Annotated in this window: 27 protein-coding genes, 4 tRNA genes and 1 rRNA gene; 9 read left to right on the top strand and 23 right to left on the bottom strand. The window is 62.4% G+C overall.

Translation table 11 applies throughout. The features are described 5' to 3' along the window. Positions 1-36: 36 nt before the first annotated feature. From C513_RS0105095 to folC, 9 genes are all read right to left on the bottom strand, one after another. Positions 37-113: transfer RNA gene (locus tag C513_RS0105095), tRNA-Asp, on the bottom strand. A gap of 60 nt (positions 114-173) precedes the next feature. Then, positions 174-249 (bottom strand) — tRNA-Glu (locus C513_RS0105090). Positions 250-263: 14 nt separating this feature from the next. Further along, positions 264-339, bottom strand: a tRNA-Ala gene (locus tag C513_RS0105085). Between the two features lie 65 nt (positions 340-404). Beyond that, the gene (gltX, locus tag C513_RS0105080) at positions 405-1,805 is read right to left on the bottom strand and encodes a glutamate--tRNA ligase (protein ID WP_026320568.1); all 1,401 of its coding nucleotides are present in this window, start codon (positions 1,803-1,805) and stop codon (positions 405-407) included. Between the two features lie 40 nt (positions 1,806-1,845). After that, positions 1,846-3,066, bottom strand: coding sequence for an O-succinylhomoserine sulfhydrylase (locus tag C513_RS0105075; RefSeq protein ID WP_018714955.1), 1,221 nt, complete (start codon positions 3,064-3,066; stop codon positions 1,846-1,848). 28 nt (positions 3,067-3,094) lie between these two features. Beyond that, positions 3,095-4,600 carry an amidophosphoribosyltransferase gene (purF, locus tag C513_RS0105070; protein WP_026320567.1) on the bottom strand — a complete coding sequence of 502 codons (1,506 nt, stop codon included), beginning with the start codon at positions 4,598-4,600 and terminating at the stop codon, positions 3,095-3,097. 4 nt (positions 4,601-4,604) lie between these two features. Continuing rightward, positions 4,605-5,183 (bottom strand): CvpA family protein, encoded by a 579-nt coding sequence (locus C513_RS12775; RefSeq protein ID WP_169335116.1) that lies wholly within the window; start codon positions 5,181-5,183, stop codon positions 4,605-4,607. Between the two features lie 47 nt (positions 5,184-5,230). Beyond that, complete coding sequence (locus C513_RS13640) at positions 5,231-6,277, bottom strand: SPOR domain-containing protein (protein ID WP_018714952.1); 1,047 nt, start codon at positions 6,275-6,277, stop codon at positions 5,231-5,233. Between the two features lie 44 nt (positions 6,278-6,321). Continuing rightward, positions 6,322-7,653: a bifunctional tetrahydrofolate synthase/dihydrofolate synthase gene (gene folC / locus C513_RS0105055; RefSeq protein ID WP_026320566.1), complete on the bottom strand. Its 1,332-nt coding sequence runs from the start codon at positions 7,651-7,653 to the stop codon at positions 6,322-6,324. A 30-nt stretch (positions 7,654-7,683) separates the two neighbouring features. Here folC and C513_RS0105050 point away from each other — a divergent pair, with 30 nt between their 5' ends. Beyond that, positions 7,684-8,058 (top strand): ArsC family reductase, encoded by a 375-nt coding sequence (locus C513_RS0105050; protein WP_018714950.1) that lies wholly within the window; start codon positions 7,684-7,686, stop codon positions 8,056-8,058. A gap of 6 nt (positions 8,059-8,064) precedes the next feature. On the opposite strand, the gene rnk is transcribed toward C513_RS0105050, so the two are convergent. Continuing rightward, positions 8,065-8,478 carry a nucleoside diphosphate kinase regulator gene (gene rnk, locus C513_RS0105045; protein ID WP_018714949.1) on the bottom strand — a complete coding sequence of 138 codons (414 nt, stop codon included), beginning with the start codon at positions 8,476-8,478 and terminating at the stop codon, positions 8,065-8,067. Positions 8,479-8,588: 110 nt separating this feature from the next. Between rnk and cls the strand changes: the two genes are divergently transcribed. From cls to argG, 3 genes are all read left to right on the top strand, one after another. Further along, complete coding sequence (gene cls, locus C513_RS0105040) at positions 8,589-10,040, top strand: cardiolipin synthase (protein ID WP_018714948.1); 1,452 nt, start codon at positions 8,589-8,591, stop codon at positions 10,038-10,040. 78 nt (positions 10,041-10,118) lie between these two features. After that, on the top strand, positions 10,119-10,433 hold the full coding sequence (gene ppnP, locus C513_RS0105035; protein ID WP_018714947.1) for a pyrimidine/purine nucleoside phosphorylase: 315 nt from the start codon (positions 10,119-10,121) through the stop codon (positions 10,431-10,433). 30 nt (positions 10,434-10,463) lie between these two features. Continuing rightward, positions 10,464-11,804: an argininosuccinate synthase gene (argG, locus tag C513_RS0105030; protein WP_018714946.1), complete on the top strand. Its 1,341-nt coding sequence runs from the start codon at positions 10,464-10,466 to the stop codon at positions 11,802-11,804. A 102-nt stretch (positions 11,805-11,906) separates the two neighbouring features. Here argG and C513_RS13550 read toward each other — a convergent pair whose 3' ends face one another. From C513_RS13550 to murB, 4 genes are all read right to left on the bottom strand, one after another. Next, positions 11,907-12,458 carry a DUF937 domain-containing protein gene (locus C513_RS13550; protein WP_425386762.1) on the bottom strand — a complete coding sequence of 184 codons (552 nt, stop codon included), beginning with the start codon at positions 12,456-12,458 and terminating at the stop codon, positions 11,907-11,909. Then, entirely contained in the window at positions 12,459-12,581 is a 123-nt protein-coding gene (locus tag C513_RS14720; protein WP_018714944.1) for a hypothetical protein, read from the bottom strand. It abuts the gene before it with no gap. Positions 12,582-12,646: 65 nt separating this feature from the next. Then, the gene (locus C513_RS0105020) at positions 12,647-13,282 is read right to left on the bottom strand and encodes an RICIN domain-containing protein (protein ID WP_156816046.1); all 636 of its coding nucleotides are present in this window, start codon (positions 13,280-13,282) and stop codon (positions 12,647-12,649) included. Positions 13,283-13,357: 75 nt separating this feature from the next. Beyond that, the gene (gene murB / locus C513_RS0105015; RefSeq protein WP_018714942.1) at positions 13,358-14,410 is read right to left on the bottom strand and encodes a UDP-N-acetylmuramate dehydrogenase; all 1,053 of its coding nucleotides are present in this window, start codon (positions 14,408-14,410) and stop codon (positions 13,358-13,360) included. Positions 14,411-14,452: 42 nt separating this feature from the next. Here murB and C513_RS0105010 point away from each other — a divergent pair, with 42 nt between their 5' ends. Beyond that, positions 14,453-14,938, top strand: a complete 486-nt coding sequence (locus C513_RS0105010) for a YajQ family cyclic di-GMP-binding protein (RefSeq protein ID WP_018714941.1) — start codon at positions 14,453-14,455, stop codon at positions 14,936-14,938. Positions 14,939-15,004: 66 nt separating this feature from the next. On the opposite strand, the gene plsY is transcribed toward C513_RS0105010, so the two are convergent. Together plsY and C513_RS0105000 are read right to left on the bottom strand one after the other, a co-directional pair. Continuing rightward, positions 15,005-15,631 (bottom strand): glycerol-3-phosphate 1-O-acyltransferase PlsY, encoded by a 627-nt coding sequence (gene plsY / locus C513_RS0105005; RefSeq protein WP_018714940.1) that lies wholly within the window; start codon positions 15,629-15,631, stop codon positions 15,005-15,007. 32 nt (positions 15,632-15,663) lie between these two features. Further along, positions 15,664-16,155, bottom strand: coding sequence for an aminoacyl-tRNA deacylase (locus tag C513_RS0105000; RefSeq protein WP_018714939.1), 492 nt, complete (start codon positions 16,153-16,155; stop codon positions 15,664-15,666). A 254-nt stretch (positions 16,156-16,409) separates the two neighbouring features. Here C513_RS0105000 and C513_RS0104995 point away from each other — a divergent pair, with 254 nt between their 5' ends. From C513_RS0104995 to sbcB, 3 genes are all read left to right on the top strand, one after another. Then, positions 16,410-17,078, top strand: coding sequence for a YiaD family glycine zipper/OmpA-like lipoprotein (locus C513_RS0104995; protein WP_018714938.1), 669 nt, complete (start codon positions 16,410-16,412; stop codon positions 17,076-17,078). Between the two features lie 107 nt (positions 17,079-17,185). Further along, entirely contained in the window at positions 17,186-18,115 is a 930-nt protein-coding gene (locus tag C513_RS0104990; RefSeq protein ID WP_018714937.1) for an alpha/beta fold hydrolase, read from the top strand. Positions 18,116-18,124: 9 nt separating this feature from the next. Next, positions 18,125-19,570 carry an exodeoxyribonuclease I gene (gene sbcB / locus C513_RS0104985; RefSeq protein ID WP_018714936.1) on the top strand — a complete coding sequence of 482 codons (1,446 nt, stop codon included), beginning with the start codon at positions 18,125-18,127 and terminating at the stop codon, positions 19,568-19,570. A gap of 74 nt (positions 19,571-19,644) precedes the next feature. Here sbcB and bktB read toward each other — a convergent pair whose 3' ends face one another. From bktB to C513_RS0104955, 6 genes are all read right to left on the bottom strand, one after another. Further along, a complete protein-coding gene (gene bktB, locus C513_RS0104980) occupies positions 19,645-20,829 on the bottom strand; it encodes a beta-ketothiolase BktB (RefSeq protein WP_018714935.1) in 1,185 nt (394 codons plus the stop codon). Positions 20,830-21,094: 265 nt separating this feature from the next. Continuing rightward, positions 21,095-21,964, bottom strand: coding sequence for a polyphosphate kinase 2 (ppk2, locus tag C513_RS0104975; protein ID WP_425386761.1), 870 nt, complete (start codon positions 21,962-21,964; stop codon positions 21,095-21,097). Positions 21,965-22,230: 266 nt separating this feature from the next. Continuing rightward, positions 22,231-22,322 (bottom strand) — tRNA-Ser (locus tag C513_RS0104970). 96 nt (positions 22,323-22,418) lie between these two features. Next, positions 22,419-23,741, bottom strand: coding sequence for a serine--tRNA ligase (gene serS / locus C513_RS0104965; protein WP_018714933.1), 1,323 nt, complete (start codon positions 23,739-23,741; stop codon positions 22,419-22,421). A 68-nt stretch (positions 23,742-23,809) separates the two neighbouring features. Further along, the gene (gene ispH / locus C513_RS0104960) at positions 23,810-24,772 is read right to left on the bottom strand and encodes a 4-hydroxy-3-methylbut-2-enyl diphosphate reductase (protein WP_018714932.1); all 963 of its coding nucleotides are present in this window, start codon (positions 24,770-24,772) and stop codon (positions 23,810-23,812) included. 2 nt (positions 24,773-24,774) lie between these two features. Next, complete coding sequence (locus C513_RS0104955; RefSeq protein WP_026320560.1) at positions 24,775-25,239, bottom strand: FKBP-type peptidyl-prolyl cis-trans isomerase; 465 nt, start codon at positions 25,237-25,239, stop codon at positions 24,775-24,777. Positions 25,240-25,357: 118 nt separating this feature from the next. Here C513_RS0104955 and radC point away from each other — a divergent pair, with 118 nt between their 5' ends. Next, the gene (gene radC, locus C513_RS0104950) at positions 25,358-26,038 is read left to right on the top strand and encodes a RadC family protein (protein ID WP_026320559.1); all 681 of its coding nucleotides are present in this window, start codon (positions 25,358-25,360) and stop codon (positions 26,036-26,038) included. 78 nt (positions 26,039-26,116) lie between these two features. Here the strand turns inward: radC and rrf are convergent. Further along, positions 26,117-26,229 (bottom strand): 5S ribosomal RNA (gene rrf, locus C513_RS0104945). Positions 26,230-26,368: the final 139 nt, after the last annotated feature.

Raw genomic sequence — 26,368 nt, 5'->3', positions numbered from 1 at the left:
ACGCCGCACCGGAAAACCGGTACGGCGTTAGTGTGTTGGCGGAGTGGACGGGACTCGAACCCGCGACCCCCGGCGTGACAGGCCGGTATTCTAACCAACTGAACTACCACTCCTGGTAGCAGCAGGATGTTGCCACCCTGCTTGCCAGTGCTGCTGTTGCCAGCAGCGATTTTTGGCGACCCTACGGGGATTCGAACCCCGGTACCTACCGTGAAAGGGTAGTGTCCTAGGCCTCTAGACGATAGGGTCAAAACCTAGAAACTTGGTGGAGGTAAGCGGGATCGAACCGCTGACCTCTTGCATGCCATGCAAGCGCTCTCCCAGCTGAGCTATACCCCCAAATTTTCTTGCCTTCGCTTCAACGAAGTTCGTTTGCTGCGAAGACTTGAAGTATACGCCATTTTTTAGAGTTTTTGCAAGCTCTGCAAAATTTTTTCGCGGCGTTGTAATGAAAGTACAGCATCCAGCGAAGGCGTCTGCGGCGTTCCCAGTACGAGAACCCGCACCGGCATGGCCAAGCCCGGCATTTTAAGCCCTTTTTCGGCCAAAACCTCCTTGATCACGGAAGAAATGGCCGCTTGCGTCCACTCGCACTGTGCCAGCTTGTCCGCCAGCGACTGGATCGCCGGTGCAATCTCGGGCGTCAGGAACCTGGCACGATCCTCATCGCTGATCTGTACCGGCAGATGAAAGCGCGCAATCCAGTCGGCCAGCACCACCAGCGTATCGCAGCGGTCCTTGAACAGGCCGCACATGGCCGGCAGACGGCCATCATCGATCGCCTCGGCTGCCATGCCACGCTGCAGCAGGAATGGACGCACACGCGTGGCCAGTTCCTCGTCGGCCATGGCCTTCAGATGCTGGGCGTTGACCCAGCGCAGCTTGGCCTCGTCAAATTGGCCGGCGCTGCGGCCCAGGTGGTCCAGATCGAACCATTCCAGGAATTGTTCGCGGCTGAAGATCTCGTCGTCGCCATGGCTCCAGCCCAGACGCGCCAGGTAGTTGACCATGGCATCAGGCAGATAGCCTTCATCGCGATACTGCGTCACGGCCTTGGCACCGTTGCGCTTGCTCATCTTTTCGCCCTGCTCGTTCAGCACGGTAGGCAGGTGGGCAAACTCCGGCACCCGGGCGCCAAGCGCCTCGAAGATATGGATCTGGCGCGGCGTGTTGTTGACGTGGTCATCGCCGCGGATCACGTGCGTGATGCGCATGTCGATATCGTCCACGCAGACGCAGAAGTTGTAGGTGGGCGTGCCATCCGGGCGGGCAATCACCAGATCGTCCAGCTCGGCGTTCTGGAATTCGATGCGGCCCTTGCACTTGTCGTCCCAGCCGACCACGCCCTCCTTCGGCGTCCTGAAGCGCAGCACGGGCTGCACGCCCTCGGGAACCGGCGGCAGCGTCTTGCCCGGCTCGGGACGCCAGGTACCGTCGTAGCGCGGCTTTTCCTTGTTCGCCATCTGGCGCTCGCGCAGCGCATCCAACTCTGCCATGCTCATGTAGCAGGGATAGACATGGCCGGCAGCCTGCAGCTGTGCCAGTACGTCCTTGTAGCGCTCCATGCGCTGCATCTGGTAGAACGGGCCTTCGTCGGGCGTCAGGCCCAGCCATTCCATGCCCTCCAGGATCACGTCGACGGCGGCCTGGGTAGAACGCTCCAGGTCGGTGTCTTCGATGCGCAGGATGAAGGCACCCTGGTTGGCGCGGGCAAACGCCCACGGGTAAAGCGCGGAACGGATATTGCCCAGGTGGATGAAACCGGTGGGCGACGGGGCGAAACGGGTACGTACAGGTGTAGTCATGGTCATCAGCAGAAAGGCCGGCAGATGCCGGCCTGGTGGTTCAATCCTGCGGCAGGCTCTGCAGGCCGCGGGCGAGATCGGCCTGGATATCTTCCAGGTGCTCCAGGCCACAGGCGATGCGGATCAGGCCCTGCACCACGCCAGCAGACTGGCGCTGCTCCTCGCTCAGACGGCCGTGCGAGGTGCTGGCCGGATGGGTGATGGTGGTCTTCACATCGCCGAGATTGGCGGTAATGCTGCACAGGCGCGTGCTGTCGATCACGTGGAAGGCGCGCTGGCGGCCCTGCTCCGGCGTGTCGGCACGCACGGTGAAGGACAGCACGCAGCCACCCAGGCCGTTCTGCTGACGCATTGCCAGGACATGCTGCGGGTGCGACTGCAGACCGGGGTAGTAGACATGTTCGACCTGCGGCTGCTGTTCCAGCCAGCGCGCCAGCTGCAACGCATGCTCGCACTGGGCCCGCACACGCAGGTGCAAGGTCTCGATGCCCTTGAGCACGACCCAGGCGTTGAATGGCGACAGCACCATGCCGGCGGCACGCACCAGCGGTGCAAAAGTGCCGTTGACCAGCTTGTCGCTGCCGCAGATGGCACCGGCCATGACACGGCCCTGGCCATCGAGAAACTTGGTGCCGGAATGGATCACCAGATCAGCCCCCAGCTCCAGCGGACGCTGCAAAATCGGCGTGGCAAAACAGTTGTCCACCGCCAGCAGCGCGCCGGCAGCATGCGCCATGTCGGCCAATGCGGCGATGTCGCACAGGTCGCAAAGCGGGTTGGTCGGGGTTTCGGCAAACAGCAGGCGCGTGTTCGGCCTGATCGCGGCCTGCCAGGCTGCAGCATCCGTTTGCGGCACAAACGTGGTTTCCACGCCAAAGCGCGACATCTCGGCACCCATCAGCTTGATGGTGGAGCCGAACATGGACTGCGAGCAGATCACGTGGTCGCCGCTCTTGAGCAGGCCCAGTGCCATCAGCAGGATCGCCGACATGCCGCTCGCCGTGGCGATGGCGGCTTCGGCCCCTTCGAGCGCAGCCAGCCGCTGCTCGAAGCTGGTCACCGTGGGGTTGCCGGTGCGGGTGTAGGTATAGCCGTCCTCCGGACAGGCGAAATTGTGCGCCGACGTTTCGGAGTCGGGTTGCACGAAGCTGCTGGTCAGGTACAGCGCTTCGGAGTGTTCGCCGTACTGGCTGCGCGGTACGGCCTGGCGCACGGCCAGGGTTTCGCGGTGCCAGCCGGCTTGCGGTGTGGAATCGGTCATGGGGAGTCTGGTGGTCATCTGGGCCGGGTTATTGCACTTCGGCGTTCGGCAATGTCAGGCGCGAAGTGTCATCGTTGTCTTCCGTCTGCCTGGGGCGCTCGTCCTGCATGCGCTGAATATCTTCGGTGCAGATATCGCCGGTGACATACACGCCATCGAAGCAGGAAGCATCGACGTTGCTGATGGCCGGATTCAGCTCACAGATCGCGGTCTTCAGCTGATCCAGGTCCTGGTAGATCAGGGCATCACAGCCGATGATCTCGCGCACTTCCTCGATCGTGCGATTGTGGGCCACCAGCTCCTGCTGCGTCGGCATGTCGATGCCGTAGACGTTGGGATAGCGCACCGGCGGCGCGGCACTGGCCAGGTAAACCTTGCGTGCACCGGCATCGCGGGCCATCTGGATGATTTCCTTCGAGGTGGTGCCGCGCACGATGGAGTCGTCCACCAGCAGCACGTTGCGATCCTTGAACTCGCTGTTGACCACGTTGAGCTTCTGGCGCACGGACTTCTTGCGCACGGCCTGCCCCGGCATGATGAAGGTGCGGCCGACATAGCGGTTCTTCACAAAGCCTTCGCGGTACGGCAGGCCCAGCACATGGGCCAGCTGCATGGCACTGGGACGGCTGGATTCGGGGATCGGGATCACGGCATCGATTTCGTCGGGCGGCACCATGGACACCACGCGCTTGGCCAGTGCCTCGCCCATCTTCAGGCGCGCATGGTAGACGGAAATATCGTCCAGATCGGAATCGGGGCGGGCCAGATACACGTATTCGAACAGGCAGGGATTGAGCCTGGGGTTGTCGGCACACTGTTCGAACTGCACATGGCCCTGCAGGTCGATGAACGCGGCCTCACCGGGCGCCAGGTCACGGTCCAGCGTCAGGCCGACCCCTTCCAGCGCCACGGATTCACTCGCCACCGCTGCCATGCCATCCTGCGGCTTGCTGATGCACAGCGGGCGGATGCCATTCGGATCGCGGAAGGCGAGGATGCCAACGCCTGCAATCATGGCGATCACGGCGTAGGAGCCACGCACCCGGCGGTGTACCTGACGCACGGCCGTGAAGATATCCGGCACGGTCAGCGTATCGTTGGAGGCAGCGCGCTGCATCTCGTGCGCCAGCACGTTGAGCAGCACCTCGGTATCGCTATCGGTGTTGATGTGGCGGTGGTCGGTCTCGAACAGCTCTGCACGCAGCGCATGGGCATTGGTCAGGTTGCCGTTGTGCACCAGCACGATACCGAACGGCGCGTTGACGTAGAAAGGCTGAGCCTCTTCCTCGCTGTTGGCATTGCCAGCCGTGGGATAGCGCACATGGCCGAGGCCGCAGTTACCGGGCAACGCACGCATGTTGCGGGTGCGGAACACATCACGCACCATGCCCTTGGCCTTGTACATGAAGAACTTGCGGTCCATCTGCGTGGCGATGCCCGCTGCGTCCTGACCACGATGCTGCAGCAGCAGCAAGGCGTCATAGATCAGCTGGTTGACCGCCGACTGGTTGACCATACCTACGATTCCACACATGTTTTTACCCTTTCAAGATGAGGGAAAGTCCGGGCGGGAGCTGCGCGGATAGCGCAGGCCCCTGCCCTGCCGGCAACCAGGGCCGCATGGGAGACGGCAGCCAGGGAGACAGCGATTGCAGGGTTCCGGTCAGCATGCTGGCCGAAACGGAATTCTTCCACCAGGTCGTCTGGTGCATGGGCGTCATCCAGACCACGGCAGTCATGGCCCAGAGCAGCACCAGCGCCCGTGCCACGCCAAAGCCGGCACCCAGCAACTGGTCTACCCCGCCCAGGCCGATGCCGCGCAGCAGGTTGCGCGAGCCGCTGGTGAACAGCCCGATCAGCAGCAGCGCCAGCACGAATACCAGCAGCATCGCCGTCCAGCGGGCAAACACCGGATCAGCCATCCAGGGCCAGGACGAAGGCAACCAGGGCACCACCATGGGCGCAGCCCAGCGCGCCAGCAGAAAGGCAGCCAGCCAGGACAGCAGCGAGCCCAGCTCACGCACCATGCCGCGCCACCAGCCCAGCAGCATGGACAGCAGCAACACCACCAGACAGAACGTGTCCAGTGTGCCCCACTGCTGAAAAATCGCCTGCATGTTCATGCGTCCGGATCAGATAGGCCATGCTGCCATCTCGGGCATCATCAGTAGCTGTACACCGATACCGGCAGGCCAAGCGAACGCACCTTGTCGGCAACACGTTCCATTTCCTTGCGGGTGCCAAACGGCCCCATGCGCACACGCGTGGCATCCTTGCCATTGATCTTGACGACCTGGGTGTAATTGCTCAGACCGGCAGCCGTCAGCTGGCGACGCACGTTGGCCACCTTGCTGTCCTCGACATAGGCGCCAACCTGCACCACAAAGCGGCCGGTTGCAGGGAAATCGGCACCGGGACGGTCGGCGGCGGCAGCCTGGTCTGCTTGCGCCTTCTCGCGGGCGGCTTTTTCACGCGCAGCTTTCTCGCGGGCGGCCTTTTCGGCGGCTGCCTTGTCTGCAGCCGCTTTTTCAGCAGCTGCCTTGTCACGTGCGGCCTTGTCGCGGGCCGCTTTCTCGGCAGCAGCCTTGTCGGCTTCCGCCTTCTCGCGGGCGACCTTCTCGGCTGCAGCCTTGTCACGCGCCGCCTTGTCGGCAGCGGCCTTGTCGCGGACCGCCTTCTCGGCAGCCGCCTTTTCTGCCGCTGCCTGGTCGCGGGCGGCCTTGTCGGCACGCTCACGCTCGGCCCTGGCCTGTGCTTCGCGCTCCTGCTCGATGCGCTGGCGCGCTGCTTCCTCGTCGGCAGCGCGGACACGGGCCGCCTCTTCCTCGGCCAGACGCAGGGTATCGGCATCAGGCGATTGGCTGGCGGCCAGCTGTGCCAGCGCGGCGCTGGCGGCTGGCGCTGCCGCGATCACTTCCTCATCGGCCGACAGGCTGTTTTCGACAGCCACGCTGGCCGAACTGGTACCGGCAATATCGATGGCGATATCGGCCGGCGCCGTGCGCGGCGTTGCACTGAACACCAGCGGGAACACGATCACCGCAGCCACCACCAGCACGGTCGCGCCGATCAGGCGCTGACGCGCGCGGCGGCTCAGCTCCTCGGTGGCAGGCGAGGCGCTGCCCTTGGCGGCACGACCCTTGGCAGGGCTGACATCAGGAGAAGCGGATTCGGGCGTAGCAGCGTTGCGACGGAAATTGAAGAAGGCCATGCATCAATCTGTAGTGGAGGATCAGCCGGCAGGCGGGAATGCCGTCAGTCCGGCAAACCCGGCATATGCGGGGCGGACAACTTGGGCAGCGGTTCGCTCAGCACATCACCTACCGTAAAGAACGATCCTGAAACCACGATTCTATCAGCCGGGTCCGCGGCTGCAATGGCTGCCTGCAGCGCGGCACGCGGCGAGGCGTGCTGACTGGCGTCGGACGGCACGATGCGCGACTGGCCGGCACAGTGCTGCTGCCAGTGCTGCATGAGTTGGTCGCTGCTGGCGGCACGCGGCGTCGGCAGATCGCAGAAATACCACTTGTCGACTACCGGATGCAGGCGCTGCAGCATGTCGCCAATCTCCTTGTCGGCCATGGCCCCGAAAACCATGTGGGTGACCGGGTAATACGGCATGGCATCCAGGTTGGCCACCAGTGCCGCCACCGAATGCGGGTTGTGCGCCACATCCAGCACCAGTGCCGGCTGGCCCGGCACGATCTGGAAGCGCCCCGGCAGCTCGACCTGCGCCAGCCCCAGACGGATCGCCTGCGCCGGCAATGGCAGGCGATCACGCAACGCCGTCAGCGCGGCCAGCACGCCTGCGGCATTCAGCATCTGGTTGGCACCGCGCAGTGCCGGATAGGCCAGCGCCGGGTAGCGGCGGCCACGGCCCTGCCAGTTCCACTGCTGCTGGTCGCCGCCGGTGGTGAAATCGCGTCCGACCAGCCAGAGGTCGGCACCGATGGCTTCGGCATGTTCGATGATGCTGTGCGGCGGCACCGGATCGCTGACGATGGCCGGCTTGCCCGCGCGCATGATGCCGGCCTTCTCGCGCCCGATATCCTCGCGGTTGTCGCCAAGGAATTCGGCGTGATCGACATCAATGCTGGTGATGATGGCGCAGTCGGTATCGACCAGGTTGACGGCATCCAGCCGCCCGCCCATGCCGACTTCCAGGATCACCACATCCAGCCTGGCCTGGGCCAGCGCATCCAGGATCGCCAGCATGGTGAATTCGAAATAGGTCAGGCTGGTATCGCCACGTGCCTTTTCCACCGCCTCGAAGTGGCGGCACAGGGTGGCTTCGTCCAGCGGCTGGTGATCGATCTTGCAGCGCTCGGTAAAGTGCACCAGGTGCGGCGAGGTAAACAGGCCGGTACGGTAGCCGCCATGGCGCAGCATGCATTCGAGCATGGCGCAGGTGGAACCCTTGCCATTGGTGCCGGCCACGGTGAAGACCGGGCAGTCGAAGCGCAGGCCGGCACCGTCGTGCAGGCGTGCGGCCACGCTGCGCAGGCGCTCCAGCCCCATGTCGATGGTGGTGGGATGCAGGTTCTCGCAGTGTGCCAGCCACTGCTCCAGGGTGTCATAGGTGTGCATGGCCTGCATTTTCCCAGACTGCACACCATAATGGGCGGCATGACGAGCAAAACACCCACTTCCATCACGCTGTACGGCATTCCCAACTGCACTTCGGTCAAGAAAGGCCGTAGCTGGCTGGACGAGCAGGGTCTGCCCTACACCTTCCATGATTTCAAGAAACAGGGCGTACCCGCCGATGCCCTGCAGCGCTGGGTCGATGCCGTCGGCTGGGAAACGCTGGTCAACCGCAAGGGCACGACCTGGCGCAAGCTCGATCCGGCGCAGCAGGCAGCGGTACAGGATGCCGCCAGCGCCCAGAGCCTGATGCTGGAGCAATCCAGCGTGATCAAGCGTCCGGTGATCGACTGGGGTCAGGGCCGCATCACGGTCGGCTTCACACCGGAAGCCTGGCCGGCGGCCTGAACCAGATCAGCGGTGGAATTCGCCCTGCGCTTCCGGCTGGGAGACTACCTCCAGAATGCGCAGCTCCAGCTTGCGGCCGCCCGGCACCTGCCAGGCAATCGTGTCGCCCACACTCAGGCCAAGCAGTGCACTGCCCACCGGAGCCAGCACCGAGATGCTGTCCGCTACCGTGGCATTGTGCGGATAGACCAGCGTCAGCGAGCGATGCTGCCCGGTTCCCAGATCCTCGAACTTGACGGTGGAATTCATCGTCACCAGACCCGGCGGCACCTCATTCGGTTCAACCACGTTGGCACGCAGCAACTCCGCCTCCAGCGCCTCGATACCGGGCATGTTCTGGGCGGCATCCGACTCCAGGAGGGTTTCGATACGCTCGTAATCGAGGCTGGAAATCGTGATCGGCGGATTGGAGGTGCTCATGGGGACAGGAATAAGGACAGGTAATCAGCAAACAAGACGGCTATGATAGCCAATAGCCCTCACCCTACCAAGTCGCAGCGAATCAGTGCGACTTTGCCTGCTGCCCTGCCATGATCGATTACCTGTTGCTGCACTGGAAAAGCCTGCTGGCTTGGCTCTGGCTGGTGACCGGCATTTACCTGGCCTTGCGTATCATCTGGCAGCAGCGCGCCCCGGTGGCCACCCTGGCCTGGATCATGATTCTCGGGCTGGTGCCGCCCGTCGGCATCCTGATCTACCACTTCTTCGGTCCGACCCGCGTCAACCGCCAGACCCTGCGACGTACCCGCAGCCGCATCCTGCTCGCCTCCGAAAACGACATGGACAAGCTGCTGGAAGGCGAGTTCAGCCCGTCGGTGGCCGAGCGCCAGCACCAGCGCCTGATCGAGGCCGCCTGCGGCATGCCGGTCTCCAGCTGCGCCAGCATCGAGCGCCTCCGCAATGGCGATGCCACCTTCAGCGCGATCCTGCAAGCCGTGGCCGATGCACGGCAGCACATCCACCTCGAATACTATATTTTCGATCCCGACAGCACGGGCAGCACCCTGCTGACGGCCTTGACGGCAAAAGCACGCGAAGGCGTGCATGTGCGCCTGCTGGTGGACGGTCTCGGCTCTGCGCGCCTGCTGGGCCGGCGTGGCCGCAAGTTGCTCCATGCCTTCACCGAGGCTGGCGGCGAACTGGCGGTATTCCACCCGGCACGCCTGCACCGCATGATGCCCTTTGTCAATCTGCGCACGCACCGCAAGATCCTGGTGGTGGACGGGCATATCGGTTTTACCGGCGGCATCAACGTCACCGATGACGGTTGCGAAAAGCAGAATCCCGAAACCGCCTACCGCGATACCCACCTGCGCATGGAAGGCGCTGCCGTGCGCTGGTTGCAGTACACCTTCATGCAGGACTGGGTCTATGCCAGCGGCCGGCACCAGTTCGAGGCCGATGTATTTCCGCCACAGGAGCCTGGCGATCATGCCGTGCAGGTGCTGGCTTCGGGCCCGGACAGCGGGCGCGAGGCCATCCATCGCGGCATGCTGCATGCGATCAACATGGCCAAGGTGCGCATCCTGCTGACCACACCCTATTTCGTGCCGACCGAGCCGGCCTTCTACGCCCTGATCAACGCCGCACTGCGCGGCGTTGACGTGCAGATCATGGTGCCCATGCGCAGCGATTCCTTTCTGGTCACCTGGGCTGCGCGCTCGTACTTCGGCGCACTGCGCATGGTCGGCGTGAAGATCTTCGAATACCAGGGCAAGGGCATGCTGCATGCCAAGACGCTAGTGGTGGATACCGAGTACAGCATGATCGGCACGGCCAACTTTGACAACCGCAGCTTTCTGCTGAACTTCGAGAATGCGGTGGTACTGTATGGCCCGGAAATGAATGCGCAGCTGGCAGCGGATTTTGCCGACGACCGCAGCCGGACCCGCTACGTCACGCAGGAAATCATGGACCAGCGCTCCCAGTGGCACGAACGCATGCTGACCGCCTTCGCCCGTCTGCTTTCACCACTGCTCTAGCCGCTGGCTGTACAAAAGCGGTAACATTCATGCTTTGGCACCTGCGCGTGCCATGTCTCTGTCTGATCCGATTCCCCCATGACTACCATCCTGAACAATGTGGCCCTGGATGCCAAGGCCAATGTGTACTTTGACGGCAAGTGCGTTTCGCACAGCTTCACCCTGGCCGACGGCACGCGCAAGTCGGCCGGCGTGGTCCTGCCGGCCACGCTGACCTTCGGCACCGCCGCCCCCGAAATCATGGAATGCGTGCACGGTGGCTGCGAATACAGGCTGGCCGGCAGCGACAGCTGGCAGCGCTGCAGCGCCGGCGAATCGTTCAGCATCCCGGGCGACAGCTCCTTCGACATCCGCGTGGAAGAGGCCTTCCACTACATCTGCCACTACGGCTGATCCCATTCCCGATTTTTCCGGATACACACCATGTCCAATACCATCCTGCAAAACATTCCCGTCGGCCAGAAGGTCGGCATCGCCTTTTCCGGCGGTCTGGACACCAGCGCCGCCCTGCTGTGGATGCGCCAGAAAGGTGCCATTCCCTACGCCTACACCGCCAACCTGGGCCAGCCCGACGAGGACGACTACGAAGCGATTCCGCGCAAGGCCTCCGAATACGGTGCCGAGAAGGCACGCCTGATCGACTGCCGCACGCAGCTGGCCCACGAGGGCATCGCCGCCATCCAGTGCGGTGCCTTCCACGTCAGCACCGGCGGCATCTACTACTACAACACCACGCCGCTGGGCCGTGCCGTGACCGGCACCATGCTGGTGGCCGCCATGAAGGAAGACGACGTCAACATCTGGGGTGACGGCTCCACCTATAAGGGCAACGACATCGAGCGCTTCTACCGCTACGGCCTGCTGACCAACCCGGCGCTGAAGATCTACAAGCCCTGGCTGGACCAGAACTTCATCGACGAACTCGGCGGCCGCAAGGAGATGAGCGAGTTCCTCATCAAGAACGGTTTCGACTACAAGATGAGTGTCGAAAAGGCCTACTCCACCGACAGCAACATGCTGGGTGCCACGCACGAAGCCAAGGATCTGGAAGAGCTGAACAGCGGTGTGCGCATCGTCAGCCCGATCATGGGTGTCGCTTTCTGGAAGCCGGAAGTCGACGTCCAGGCCGAGGAAGTGCGCGTGCGCTTCGAGGAAGGTGTGCCGGTCGCCCTGAACGGCAAGGAAATCCACGATCCGGTCGAGCTGTTCCTGGAAGCCAACCGCATCGGTGGCCGCCACGGCCTGGGCATGAGCGACCAGATCGAGAACCGCATCATCGAGGCCAAGAGCCGCGGCATTTACGAAGCCCCCGGCATGGCGCTGCTGCACATTGCCTACGAACGCCTGGTCACCGGCATCCACAACGAGGACACCATCGAGCAGTACCGCATCAACGGCCTGAAGCTGGGCCGCCTGCTGTACCAGGGCCGCTGGTTCGACCCGCAAACCCTGATGCTGCGCGAAACCGCCCAGCGCTGGGTCGCACGCGCCATCACCGGCGAAGTGACGCTGGAGCTGCGTCGTGGCAACGACTACTCGATCCTGAACACCGAATCGCCCAACCTGACTTATGCGCCAGAGCGCCTGAGCATGGAAAAGGTCGAGAACGCGCCGTTCAGCCCGGCTGATCGCATCGGCCAGCTGACCATGCGCAACCTGGACATTGTCGATACGCGCGACAAGCTGAGCATTTACGCCAACAGCGGCCTGCTGCAGCTCGGCGAAGGCGCCGCCATGCTGAAGCTGGAAGGCAAGAAGGGCTGATCGCTTTTTTGCGACCCACAACAGAAACGCCTGGCAGCGCAAACTGCCAGGCGTTTTTCATGGCGGGATGTCAGCAGCGCAGGGACTGCCGACAGCCGGTCATCAACGCTTCAGGAAAGCGCTGCCGATCTTCAGCAAGTCACCCAGACCGACCTGGCCGTCACCGTCCTGGTCCAGCACCGCATTCAGCAGGCCGCCACCCAGGCCGCCCTGTTGCTGCACCTGGGCACGCTCCTGGCCCAGCATGCCACCCAGGCTGCCGGAACTCATGCCACCTGCCATCACGCGGCTGGCCAGGAAGGACATCACGATCGGCGCCAGGATCTTGAGCAGCTGGCCGGACTGGCCGGAGCTCATGCCGCTGACCTGGCCCAAGCCTGCTTCGGCGCGCGGCTGGGCGCCACCAAAGATATGGCCCAGAATGCCGCCACCGTCAAACTGGCGACCGGCGGTTTGACCGCCGCCCAGCACGGAACCCAGCAGTCCGCCCAGATCCAGGCCGCCAACGGAAGCACCGCCCATGTGGTCACGCTGCAGCGCGCCGAACAGATCGTCCGCGCCCTGCTGCGTCTGTGTGTTCTTGCCCAGGGCACCCACGATCATCGGAATGGCAGCCGAAATGGCATCGCTGGTCTGGGACGGGCTGGCCCCCAGCTAGCTGGCGATCTGGCCCAGGCGGTCGCCTTGCAGTTGTTGCAGCAGGTCATTGACGATGGAGTTGCTCATGGCGTGTTCCTTGCGAAAGACAGAAAAATCCCATGATACGACGAGCGCCATGGCAAGAAAGTGTCCGGATCGAAGAATCAGGGAATGCGTTAGCAAATCACGTTTTTGGCCTTGTGTCAGTGCGCTGGCGTGACCGGCTGCACAAACTCCCATTGCGACAGGCGCGCTTCGGTCTGGCTGCAATGCTCGACAAACAGGCTGCGCCAGCGATGCGTGGGCTCGAAGGTGCTATCGGAGTCCTTGCCGGCAGTCAGGCACAGGCCGGAGCCCTGCAGCTCGATGCGGCCATCGGCATGCTGTACAAAACGCTGCAGCGCATCGGCCTCCATGAAGGGGCTTCGCTCGCCGCAAGGGCGTGCCAGCACGGCCGCGCCAGCCAGTGCACGGCCGTTGAGTCCGGCCACGGTGGCGCAGACCTGGTACTGCGGAAAATACAGCCGGCCATCAGCCTGCAGCCGCACTGCCTCATCGGCATACAGGCCGGGCTTGCAGTTGTGCGCCGTCATCGGCAGGTCAAAACGCACGTAATCGCCCGAACCCATGATGTCCAGGCAATAGTAGTCCTCGCGGTCCAGGGGATCGATCAGTCGCATATGCCCGGCCGGCTGCGGGTTGGCAGCGGCCGACATCGTGGTCTGGGCCGAAGCGGCCGGCAACAGCCGGCTGGCCTTGCCAGCGCCCTGTTGCTCACAGGCCAGCAATGCCAGCAGGCTCGCCGCCAGCGCAACAGACGAAAAACGGGGAAATCGCATGGTGGGCACCGAGAATCTGAATACCCCACCATAACAGCTGCTTCTTGCCCGTACGGGCTGCTCGGGCAAGCTGTTTCAGACCACGACCGGCTCAGGTTCGAGCCGAATGCCGAAGCGCTCGTAGACACTGGTCTGGATCGCCTGGGCCAGGGTCATCACCTCGCCGCCGGTGGCCCGAATGCCGGTTTCGTGGAAACGGTTGATCAGCACCAGCGCCTGCTTCGGATAAACCCCGGCATTGCCCATGCTCTTGCCGCGCCAGCCGCAGGCATCGATCAGCCAGCCGGCGGCCAGCTTGACGGTGCCGTCCGGCATCGGATAGTGCACGATGTGCGGATCGCGGCCGATGATGTCGTCGCACTGTTCGCGCGAAACCACCGGATTCTTGAAGAAGCTGCCCACGTTGCCCACCTCGGCCGGGTCCGGCAGCTTGGCGCGACGGATCGCCACCACCATGTCGAACACCTGCTGTGCCGTGGGCCCGGTGATGCCCCACTCGGCCATCTTGCGCTCGATGTCCAGATAGCCGATTTCGGGACGCCACTGCTTGGGCAGCGCAAAGCGCACCTGCGTGATCACCGCCTTGCCGGCCAGACCGCCCTCGCCCTTTTGCTTGAAAACGGAATCGCGGTAGGAGAAACGGCACTGCGTGGCATCCAGCGTAAACGGGCGGCCCGTGGCCAGCTCGATCGCATCCAGGCTGTGAAAACGGTCCTGCAGCTCGATGCCATAGGCCCCGATGTTCTGCACCGGGGCCGCGCCCACGGTGCCGGGAATCAGTGCCAGGTTTTCCAGCCCCGGGTAACCCTGCTGCAGGGTCCAGGCGACAAAGTCATGCCAGACTTCGCCGGCACCCGCCTGCACGATCCAGTGGCGATCGGTTTCCTCCACCAGGGTCCGTCCCTGAATCTCCATCTTGATCACCAGGGCCAGCAGGTCACCGGTGATCACCATATTGCTGCCGCCACCCAGCACCAGGTGGCCGCGCTCCAGCTGGCGCGGCTGCTCGGCCAGGGCCTGCAGGTCGGACGGCTGACGCACGCGCAGCAGGCTGTGTGCGCGCGCTGCAATGCCCAGCGTGTTGTAGGGATCGAGGGAAACGTTGTGTTCGATACGGAGGATGGTCATGGGGGATAATTGTCGCATCATCATCCTCAGGAAGACAGCGACATGCCCTCTTTTGACACCGTTTGCGAACCCAATCTGGTTGAAGTGAAAAATGCCGTGGAGAACACCGCCAAGGAAATCGGTACCCGTTTCGATTTCAAGGGCACCTCTGCCGGCATCGAGATCAAGGACAAGGAAATCACCCTGCTCGGCGACGCCGAATTCCAGTTGCAGCAGGTCGAGGACATCCTGCGCAACAAGATGACCAAGCGCAACGTCGATGTGCGCTTCCTGGACATGGGCAAGGTCGAGAAAATCGGCGGCGACAAGGTCAAGCAGGTGGTCAAGGTACGCAACGGCATCGAGTCCGAACTGGCCAAGAAGATCCAGAAGCTGGTCAAGGAAAGCAAGCTCAAGCTGCAGGCCTCGATCCAGGGTGACAGCGTGCGTGTCACCGGTGCCAAGCGCGACGACCTGCAGGCTGCCATGGCACTGATCCGCAAGGACATTACCGACGTGCCGCTGTCCTTCGACAACTTCCGCGACTGATTCCGCGCGGCCAAAACACGAACCCCGTCATGCCTGGGCGTAACGGGGTTTTTCCTTGTCCGGAAGCTATTTCTTCTTGCTGCCCAGCTTGCCTTCCGTACCGGCAAACAGCTTGCTGATGTTGCTGCGGTGACGCCAGATCAGCAGCAGGCTCATGGCGATGATGGCCAGCAGGATCGGGCCTTGCACCGGCCACCAGCCATTGCTGCCGGCCATGTAGAGCATGGGCGAAGCCAGCGCCGTTACCAGAGCCGCCAGCGAGGAGTAACGGAACACCAGTGCCACCAGACCCCAGATCGCCAGCAGCCCCAGCCCCAGCATCGGCTCGAATGCCAGTAGCACGCCTGCAGCAGTGGCCACGCCCTTGCCGCCCTTGAATCCGAAAAACACCGGATAGAGATGCCCCAGGAAAGCCGCCAGGCCGACCAGTGCCACATCGGTACCGTCCAGCCCCCACTGGGCACCAAAGCGGCTCACCATGAATACCGGCAGCCAACCCTTGAAGGCATCCAGCAGCAGCGTCAGGACTGCGGCCTGGCGATTGCCACTGCGCAGCACGTTGGTCGCCCCCGGGTTGCCGCTGCCGTAGCTGCGCGGATCGTTCAGTCCCATCGCCTTGCTCACGAGCACGGCAAAGCTCAGGGAGCCAATCAGATAGGCCAGCACAATGGCCAGCACGCTTGCAAGAGTCATGGGTATGGGTTCCTTGTAGATGGATGCAGGCCCTATTCTGCCAAAGCACAGTCGACCGGCGTCGCCTGCAGCAAATCCAGGCACACTTGCGGATCGATGCCGAGCAGATAACCACGCCTGCCCCCGTTGATCAGGATGCGCGGCAGCGCCAGGATGCTGCGCTCGATATACACCGGCATGCTGCGCCTTGTGCCGAACGGCGAAGTGCCGCCCACCAGATAGCCGGTATGGCGCTGCGCCACCTCCACCGCGCACGGTTCGACCTGTTTGGCACCGATCTGGCGCGCCAGCTGCTTGGTGGACACGCTGCAGTTGCCGTGCATCAGGATCACCAGCGGCTGGCGCTCCTGATCCTGCATGATCAGCGTCTTGACCACGCTTGACGGATCCGCCTGCAGCACCTCGGCACTGTGGCGCGCTCCGCCGTGCGGCACCCAGTCGTATTGGTGCTCTTCGAAGGCGATGCCGTGGCGGCGCAGCAGCTGCGTTGCCGGGGTTTCACTGACGTGGGACTTTCTGACCATGAGGGTGTGCTATTCAGACAGGGATCAGGCTGTTTGTAACAGATTTTTCGCGTCTGTCCGAGGCCTGCCGACAGCTCGCCGATGACAGGCTGCGCGAACCGCGTGAAAGGTTGCCCTGCAAAGTGCCAAGTAATACGCACAAGATACAAAGAATTACCGTCAACATCAGCGGTTTCCTACATCGGGACCTGTAACAGCTGCCTAGAATCAGGTCGTTGCCAAGTCACGGCAATTCATATCAAGGAGATTTGAACATGAAGAAGACGCTTGCTTCCCTGACCGTTGCTGCTACTGCCGCTGGCCTGCTGGCTGGCTGTGCTGCTGACGGCACCAGCACCATGACCACCACCCAGCGCAACACCGCCATCGGTACGGCCGTGGGCGCGCTGGCTGGCGCTGCCATCGGCCACCACCAGGATGGCACCGACACCTTGAAGGGCGCACTGATTGGTGCAGCCGTGGGTGGTACGGGCACCTACCTGTGGTCCAACCACATGGAAAAGCAAAAGCAGCAGATGCAGGCCGCCACGGCAGGCACTCCGGTTCAGGTCACCCAGACTGCCGACAACCGCCTGAAGATCAACGTGCCGGCTGATGCAGGCTTTGCCACCGGCTCCGCCACGCTGAACGCCAACATGTACTCGGTGCTGAACACCCTGGCTACCACGCTGAACCAGAACCCGGTAACCACCGTGAGCATCATCGGCCACACCGACAGCACCGGCACTGACGCCATCAACAACCCGCTGTCGCTGAACCGCGCCAACGCCGCCAAGAACTATCTGGTGAGCCGTGGCGTCGCCTCCAACCGCATCATGACCTCTGGTGCCGGCTCTACCCAGCCGGTGGCCAGCAACGCCACCGTGGATGGCCGCGCCCAGAACCGTCGCGTGGAAATCTACGTGGCTGAAGCTGCCCGCTGATCGCCCCGGTCCGGTACGCCGGACTGAGGCCTGAACTGCACCCCAAAAGCTGGACACCCACTTTTGGGGTGTTTTTCATGGCGCTGCACTGCGCTACCATCTAGGCCGTGAACACCACTGCCCCTACCCCCTATACCCCGCTGCGCCCTGCCCGCTCCTGTACGCTGCCGGTGCGCGGTCTTGACTACCATCTGCTACGCTGGGGCGAGCCCCGTGTCGACCAGCCCCTGCTGGTGCTGGCGCACGGCTGGATGGACGTGGCGGCCTCCTACCAGTTCCTGGTCGACGCCCTGCCGCCCGATTACGCCATCGTGGCACCCGACTGGCGCGGTTTTGGCGCTACGGTCGTGCCACAACAGATCGACCACTTCCTGTTTGCCGACTACCTGCTGGATCTGGACTACCTGCTGGACCAGCTCTCGCCGCAGCAACCGGTCGACCTGGTCGGACACAGCATGGGCGGCAACATCGCCACCCAATACGCCGGCCTGCGCCCGGAGCGCATCCGCAAGCTGGTCAACCTGGAAGGCTTTGGCCTGCCCGCCACGCAAGCGGAGCAGGCCCCCGGCCGCCTGCGTGACTGGATGCAGCAGGTCAAGGCACAGCGCCAGGGCGAAAAGCAGCTGCACAGCTACCCCGACCAGGCCAGCGTGGCCGCCCGGCTGCAAAAAACCAACCCGCGGCTGGACGATGCCAAGGCGCTGTGGCTGGCCAGCCAGTGGGCACAGCCGCAGGCCGATGGCCGCTGGCATATCCGCGCCCATGCCGCACACAAGGTCCCCAGCGCCCATCTGTACCACGTGGCTGAAGCCGATGCCGTGCTGCGCCGCATCCAGGCCCCCACGCTGAGCATCAGCGCCAGCGACGACAGCCTGGCGGCCTTCTGGGGCGAACGCTACACCCAGGCCGAGTATCTGCAGCGCATGACTGCCATTGCCACGCTGCGCCACGCCGTGGTCCAGGATGCCGGCCACATGCTGCACCACGACCAGCCCGCCGCGCTGGCCACCCTGATCGATGCTTTCCTGCAGGAGTAACACCAGGCCATGACGCCCATCACCTTTCTCTGGCACGACTACGAAACCTTTGGCACCGACGCACGCAAGGATCGTCCGGCCCAGTTTGCCGCCATCCGCACCGACGCCGACCTCAACCCGATTGGCGAGCCGATCAATATCCTGTGTCAGCCGGCCCCCGACTATCTGCCCGACCCGGGCTCCTGCCTGATCACCGGCATCACGCCGCAGCAATGCCTGGAAAACGGCCTGCCCGAATGGCAGTTCGCCCGGCGCATCCACGATGAGCTTTCTCAGCCCGGCACCATCGGCGTTGGCTACAACACGATCCGCTTCGACGACGAATTCACCCGCTTCCTGTTCTGGCGCAACCTGATCGATCCCTATGGCCGCGAATGGCAAAACGGCTGCAGTCGCTGGGATCTGCTGGATGTGGTACGCATGACCTGGGCACTGCGCCCGCAAGGCATCCAGTGGCCCGAAGTGGACGGCAAGCCCAGCTTCCGCCTGGAAAAACTGAGCGCTGCCAACGGCCTGGAGCACGCAGCCGCACACGACGCCTTGTCCGATGTACGCGCCACCATCGCCCTGGCACGCCTGCTGCGTGAACGCCAGCCCAGGCTGTTCGACTTTGCCCTGCGCCTGCGCAGCAAGCATGCGGTTGCCGAAGAGCTTGGCCTGCCCGCCACACAGCAGCAGGCACGCCCTTTCGTGCACATCAGCGGCATGATTCCGACCGAGTACGGCTGCACCGCCCTGATGTGGCCGCTGTGCAACCATCCTGGCAACCGCAACGAGATCCTGGCCTGGGACCTGCGCCACGATCCGTCCGAACTGGCCACACTGGATGCCGACACCATCCGGCTGCGCCTGTTCAGCCGGCGCGATGCCCTGCCTGAAGGCATGCAGCGCTTGCCAATCAGCAGCATCCAGCTGAACCGCTCACCGATGGTCGTGCGCAACTGGGGCACCCTGCCCGACGAACGTGCCGCCCTGTGGCAAATCGACAAGGAACGCAGCCGGCAGCACGCCATCATCGCGCGTGACCTGCCCGACATGAGCGCCATCTGGGAGCAGGTACTGCAGCGCCCTGCCAGCAGTGAAGCGGTCGATGTGGATGCCGACCTGTATGGCGGCTTTCTCGGTGATGGCGACCGCCGCAAGCTGGAGCAGCTGCGCACCCTGTCTCCGGCCCAGCTGGCGCAGGACCGCACCCGCTTCCAGGACGAACGCCTGGCCGAGCTGGTATTCCGCTACCGCGCCCGCAACCATCCGGACAGCCTGACACCGGAAGAGCAGGAGCAATGGCAGCAGCATTGCGCTGCCCGCCTGCTGGACGGTCAGGACGGAGCCCGTTCCATCGATCAGCTGCTGGCCGAACTGGACCAGCTGCAGGAGCAGGCACTGGATACGCGCAGCGAATCCATCCTGATGGCCCTGCACGACTACGCCGAACAGATCGCCTCCTTCGACTGACCCCCCTCCTCCCAAATGACAAGAGCCGCTGCACTCCCGTGCAGCGGCTCTTGCGCCTTCAGGCAGTCATGTAATTACATGCGCTCGAACACGGCAGCAATACCCTGACCGCCACCGATACACATGGTGACCAGCGCATAGCGGCCGCCCGTGCGATGCAGTTCATGGATGGCCTTCACCGTGATCACGGCACCGGTCGCACCAATCGGGTGACCCAGCGAAATGCCGGAACCGTTCGGGTTGACCTTGGCCGGATCGGCATTCAGGCCACGCGTCACGGCACAGGCCTGGGCCGCAAATGCCTCGTTCGCCTCGATCACATCCATGTCATTGATCGTCAGGCCCAGCTTCTTCAGCACCAGGTTGGATGCCGGCACCGGTCCGATACCCATGATGCGCGGCTCCACGCCAGCGTGGGCATAACCCACCAGACGCGCCAGCGGCTTGGCACCACGGGCCTTGGCAGCCTCGCCGTCCATCAGCACCACGGCTGCAGCCGCGTCGTTGATGCCCGAAGCGTTGGCAGCAGTCACGGTGCCGTTTTCCTTCACGAACACCGGCTTCATCTTCTGGAAGTCCTCGATCTTGGCACCCGTGCGGAAGTGCTCGTCCTGCTCGAACACCACATCGCCCTTGCGGCCCTTGATGGTCACCGGCACGATCTGGTCCTTGAAACGGCCTTCGGCCCAGGCCTTTTCGGCGCGCTGGTGGCTTTCCAGCGCCAGCGCATCCTGGTCTTCACGCGTGATGTTGAAGTCCTTGGCCACGTTCTCGGCCGTCACACCCATGTGGATGGTCTGGAACGGATCGTGCAGGGCACCGACCATCATGTCGACCATCTTGGTATCACCCATGCGGGCACCCCAGCGGGCCGTCAGGGCCGCATACGGAGCACGGCTCATGTTCTCGGCACCACCACCGATGGCCACATCGCAATCACCCAGCAGGATGGACTGGCTGGCAGACACGATCGCCTGCAGGCCGGAACCGCACAGGCGGTTGACGTTATAGGCCGGCGTCTCGATCGAACAACCGCCATTGACAGTCGCAACGCGGGACAGGTACATGTCCTTCGGCTCGGTATTCACCACGTGGCCGAACACCACATGACCCACATCCTTGCCTTCGACATTGCCACGCGCCAGCGACTCACGCACCACGAGGGCTGCCAGTTCGGTGGTGGGAACATCCTTCAGGCTGCCGCCGTATCCACCAATGGCAGTACGGACAGCGCTGACAACTACGACTTCACGCGACATGTTGATCTCCTAGCATGTTGTTGGGATTCGGCCGGACCCGGCTTGCAGACACCTTCAGCCCCTGCCAAAGGCAGCGGACCCGGAAAGCCAAGAATGGCTACACTCATCATATAGCTGAAATATGACAGTCATGCCCTGTGTATCACCAGAATAAACCCTGCCTCACCCACCAACTCCTGGTGCACGACACAAAAAACCCCATCGGCATCGCCAGATGGGGTGGATATCTCTTCCGCGGAGTCCGCATCGTGGCGGACTCTTGCCGTCAGTAGCGCTCAGGCACGTACATCGAATCCGGAATCGGATGACGCACATAATCCGGGTGACGCGTACGTTCAGGCAGCACCACTTCCTCGCGCTCGACTTCCTGGTAGGGCATGCTGTCCAGAATGTGGCTGATACAGTTCAGGCGCGCCTTCTTCTTGTCCACAGCCTGCACCACCCACCACGGTGCCTCGGGAATGTGGGTGCGTTCCAGCATCGCTTCCTTGGCATGGGTATAACGCTCCCAGCGCACCCGGCTCTGCAGGTCCATCGGGCTCAGCTTCCATTGCTTGAGCGGATCATGGATGCGACTCATGAAGCGCGCATGCTGCTCCTCGTCGGTGATCGAGAACCAGTACTTCAGCAGACGGATACCGGAGCGCACCAGCATGCGCTCGAACTCCGGCACGCTGCGGAAAAATTCCTCGTACTCCTCATCCGTACAGAAGCCCATCACATGCTCGACACCGGCGCGGTTGTACCAGCTGCGGTCAAACAGCACGATCTCGCCACCTGCCGGCAGATGCGACACATAGCGCTGGAAATACCACTGCGTGCGCTCGCGGTCGTTCGGTGCCGGCAGCGCTGCCACACGTACCACACGCGGATTCAGGCGCTGGGTGATACGCTTGATCACGCCGCCCTTGCCGGCCGAATCGCGGCCTTCAAACACGATCACCACCTTTTCCTTGGTGGCCTGCACCCAGTCCTGGAGCTTGACCAACTCGGCCTGCAAGCGCAGCAGCTCACGGAAATACAGCTTGCGATCCAGCATGTCCTGATCGGGCAGCAATTCTCCGTCCAGCGTGTCCATGTCCTCCATTTCCAGCTCGAGAAACTCGTCGTAGCTGTCCATGGCCTCCTGGCTCATGCGGTAATAAAGATCTCCCAGACCCTTGGGTAGCTGGCCCTTGGCGCTCATCATGTGTCCTTTCTTGTATGCAGTACCGTCAGCAGGCGGCAGTATCAGACGCTATGGTGACAGATGATTGCAAAAGAAATATGACAAAAATGTGTCGATCTCTAGCTGTGTCACAGACATCGCCTGACTTCAGTATAAGCACGCCGTCCATTAGCAGCCACGCCTGCAACGAAAAGGCACCTGTTGCTTACGCTACAGGTGCCCGTCTCTTGTTTTGGCGGAGAGAGAGGGATTCGAACCCTCGATACAGGAGAACCTGTATGCCGGATTTCGAATCCGGTGCATTCGACCACTCTGCCACCTCTCCGTGGACTGTGCAGCATGGCTGCGCAGGTCAAGCTAGTCATTTTACATCTGATCCAGCTTTTCTGGAAGAGCGTGCTGCAATTTCTGCGCTCAACCCTCAAACCTGCGGTACAAGCACCTCTACGCCACCCATATAGGGGCGTAGTACTTCCGGCACCAGCACACTGCCATCGGCCTGCTGGAAGTTTTCCAGCACTGCCACTAGGCAGCGCCCCACCGCCAGGCCAGAGCCGTTGAGCGTATGCACCAGCTCATTCTTGCCCTGGGCGTTCTTGAAACGCGCCTGCATGCGGCGTGCCTGGAAAGACGCACAGTTGCTGACCGAGGAAATTTCGCGATAGGTATTCTGCGCCGGCACCCAGACCTCCAGATCGTGCGTGCGCGTGGCACCAAAGCCCATGTCTCCGGTACACAGCACGATCACGCGATACGGCAGACCCAGCTTCTGCAGAATCGCTTCGGCATGTCCAGTCATTTCCTCCAGCGCTTCGTAGCTCTTGTCGGGATGCACGATCTGCACCATCTCCACTTTTTCGAACTGATGCTGGCGGATCAGGCCACGCACATCACGGCCGTGGCTACCAGCCTCGGAGCGGAAACACGGTGTCTGTGCCGTCAGCTTGATCGGCAGCTCGGATTCCGCCACGATGGTATCGCGCACCAGGTTGGTCAGCGGAACTTCGCTGGTCGGGATCAGATAAAGCGGCGTGTTGTCCGGCTCCTCCTCGGTCTCCTGTCCCCCCTTCCTGGCCGCAAACAGGTCAGCCTCGAACTTCGGCAGCTGGCCGGTACCACGCAGACTGTCGGCATTGACAATGTAGGGCGTATAGCACTCGGTATACCCGTGCTCTCCCGTCTGGGTATCGAGCATGAACTGCGCCAGTGCACGATGCAGCCGCGCCACCGGACCGCGCATGAAGGCAAAGCGCGAGCCCGACAATTTGGCCCCGCTTTCAAAATCCAGGCCCAGCCCTGCGCCGATATCGACATGGTCCTTGGGTTCGAAATCGAATTGCGGAATCGTGCCCCAGCGGCGCAGTTCGACGTTATCGTCTTCACTGGCCCCCACCGGCACGCTTTCATGCGGCAGGTTGGGAATGCCTGGCAGCATCTCAGCCAACTCGGTCTGGATCTGGTCCAGACGTGCAGCACTCTGCTCCAGTTCCTGCTTGATCTGCCCCACTTGCGCCATCACGGCTTCAGCACCGGCATGATCACCCTGGCCCTTGAGCTGGCCGATCTGCTTGCTCAGGCTGTTGCGTTGCGACTGCAGTTCTTCGGTACGTGTCTGGATCGTCTTGCGCTCGGTCTCCAGCGCACGAAATACCTCCACATTCAGGAAAGGCTGTGGATTCTTGCGCGCTTGCAGGCGTGTGACAACACTGTCGAGTTCCTTGCGCAGCAGGTTGATATCTAGCATGGCTTGCTTGTGTCCTTGGTCAGGCAACGCGTGGCTGCCGGTTGATACTTCAAAATAACGAGCTGTTGTCAGCTATCGGAGTCCAGCTTCAGCCCCTTTGGCAGGGGAAACTTCAGATTTTCCACGACACCATCCATATTGCGTACCGAGGTAGCACCATAGGCACGGATCTGCTGCACCACCTGCTGCACCAGCACTTCAGGCGCGGATGCTCCTGCAGTCAGCCCCACCGTCTGCTTGCCCTCGAACCACTCCGGACGAAGATCGCCAGCGCTGTCCACCATATAGCCCGGCACACCCAGACGGCGCGCCAGTTCTGCCAGACGGTTGCTGTTGCTGCTGCTCGGACTACCTACCACAATCACGATGTCGGCCTGGCTGCTGAGGAGTTTCACGGCATCCTGGCGATTCTGCGTCGCATAGCAGATGTCCTGCTGCTTGGGCTCGCGGATCTGCGGAAAGCGCTGCTTCACAGCCGCTGTAATAGCCGCTGCATCATCCACGCTCAGCGTGGTCTGCGTCACCACCGCCAGCTTGTCGGTTTGCGCCGGCTCTACCCTCACCACATCGTCAAGGTCTTCCACCAGATGGATGCCGGCATCGAGCTGCCCCATGGTCCCCTCGACCTCCGGATGCCCCTTGTGGCCAATCATGATGAACTCATAGCCTTCACGTGCCAGCTTGGCCACCTCGACGTGCACCTTGGTCACCAGCGGGCAGGTGGCATCAAAAATGCGGAAGCCACGACGCGCTGCCTCCTGCTGTACTGCCTTGCTCACGCCGTGCGCACTGAACACCAGCGTGGCACCGGCTGGCACCTCATCCAGATCCTCGATGAAGATGGCACCACGCGCTTTCAGGTCATTCACAACATAGGTGTTGTGCACGATTTCGTGACGCACATAAATGGGCTTGCCAAACTTGAGCAAGGCCCGCTCGACGATATCAATGGCGCGGTCCACGCCTGCACAAAAACCGCGTGGCTCGGCCAGTACGATGCTGGCATCAGCTGCAGTCACATGATTCTGCATGATCAGATGATTCCTATGATCTGCACTTCAAACACGACCGCCTGGCCAGCCAGCGGGTGATTGAAGTCAAACAGGATGGCCTCTTCAGCCAACTCGGCGACAGTACCGGCAAACATGCCTTGCGCGTCCGGGGTGGGAAATTGCACCACCTCACCTACCGCATACTCCTCCTGCGGGTCGCCCATCTCGGCCAGCACACTGCGCTTCAGCCATTGCAGCATCTGCGGATTGCGCTCGCCAAAGGCAACACCGGCAGGAATCTGGAAAGTCTTGTGGGCGCCTTCGGGCAGGCCCAGCAAATAGGTTTCGACAGACTCCGAGAGCTCCCCCGAGCCCATCGACAAGGTCGCAGGCTTGCCTTCAAAAGTATTGATGATGACGCCCTGAGACCCGGACAGGCGGTAGTGGAGCGTCAGAAAAGAATGCGGCTGCACGACAGGCGTGCTGCCAGAAGTGGCTTGAGTCATGGGTTCCCTGTTTCGCAATAGCCCACATTGTAAATCGGCCCGTTGTACCGGGCTATCCAGCAACATTCAGAGCTACAATGCGCAGGTGAATTAAATAATACTTTTTAACTAATTAGACATGCAGAACATCCCCTTAGAGGCACGTCCACGAGAAAAGCTCCTGAGCCAGGGCGCACACGCATTGTCCGATGCTGAATTGCTGTCCCTGCTCCTGCGCACAGGCATATCAGGCTGCAACGTCTTGTCCCTGTCACAAATGCTGCTGAATCGCTGTGGCGGTCTGTCAGGACTGTTGCACGCACCGTCCGAAGAGCTGTCAGCCATCAAGGGGCTAGGTGGCCCAGCAAAGCGTGCCCAGTTGCTGGCGGTGATGGAGCTGGCCAGGCGGGGAATGGGCGAACAGCTGCGCAAGCGCCAGGCATTGAATCACCCGACACTGGTACGTGAATACCTTCAGATGCAACTGGGCCACAAGGCGCATGAATGCTTTGGCGTGCTGTTTCTGGACAGCCAGCACCAGCTGCTTGAGTTCGAGGTTATGTTTCGCGGCACCTTGAACCAGACGAGTGTCTATCCGCGGGAGGTGGCGCTGCGGGCACTGCACCACCATGCAGCCAGCGTGGTGCTCAGCCACAACCATCCCAGCGGCCACACGCAGCCCTCGGCGGCCGATGTGCAGCTGACGCGCCAGCTGATACAGGCACTGGGCCTGTTGGAGATCCGGGTGCTGGATCACGTGATTGTCACCCAGGGGCGCTCCCTGTCGATGGCCGAGGAGGGGCTGATGCCTGCGGCCTGAGGCTGGCGCAGTTCAGCGCAAACCCACAAACCAAAAAAAAGCGCTCCCAGAGAGGGAGCGCTTTTCTTGCTGCAAGTAGCCTGACGATGACCTACTTTCACACGGGAATCCGCACTATCATCGGCGCAGAGTCGTTTCACTGTCCTGTTCGGGATGGGAAGGAGTGGTTCCAACTCGCTATGGTCATCAGGCTTTAACGGGTTGCCCTGCTGCTTGCGCAGCAGGGCGAATTCATAGAGTCTTCATCAGCTTCTTCATCTTGATTGCGCCTGGCATAACATCCTTGATCGCTTCGATCAAAGTTATAGGGTCAAGCCGCACGAGCAATTA

The organism is Allobrachymonas chironomi DSM 19884, from assembly GCF_000374625.1.
Classification (GTDB): domain Bacteria; phylum Pseudomonadota; class Gammaproteobacteria; order Burkholderiales; family Burkholderiaceae_C; genus Brachymonas; species Brachymonas chironomi.
Note: the sequence above shows the minus strand (reverse complement) of the source record. Positions and strands in the feature narration are given on the sequence as shown.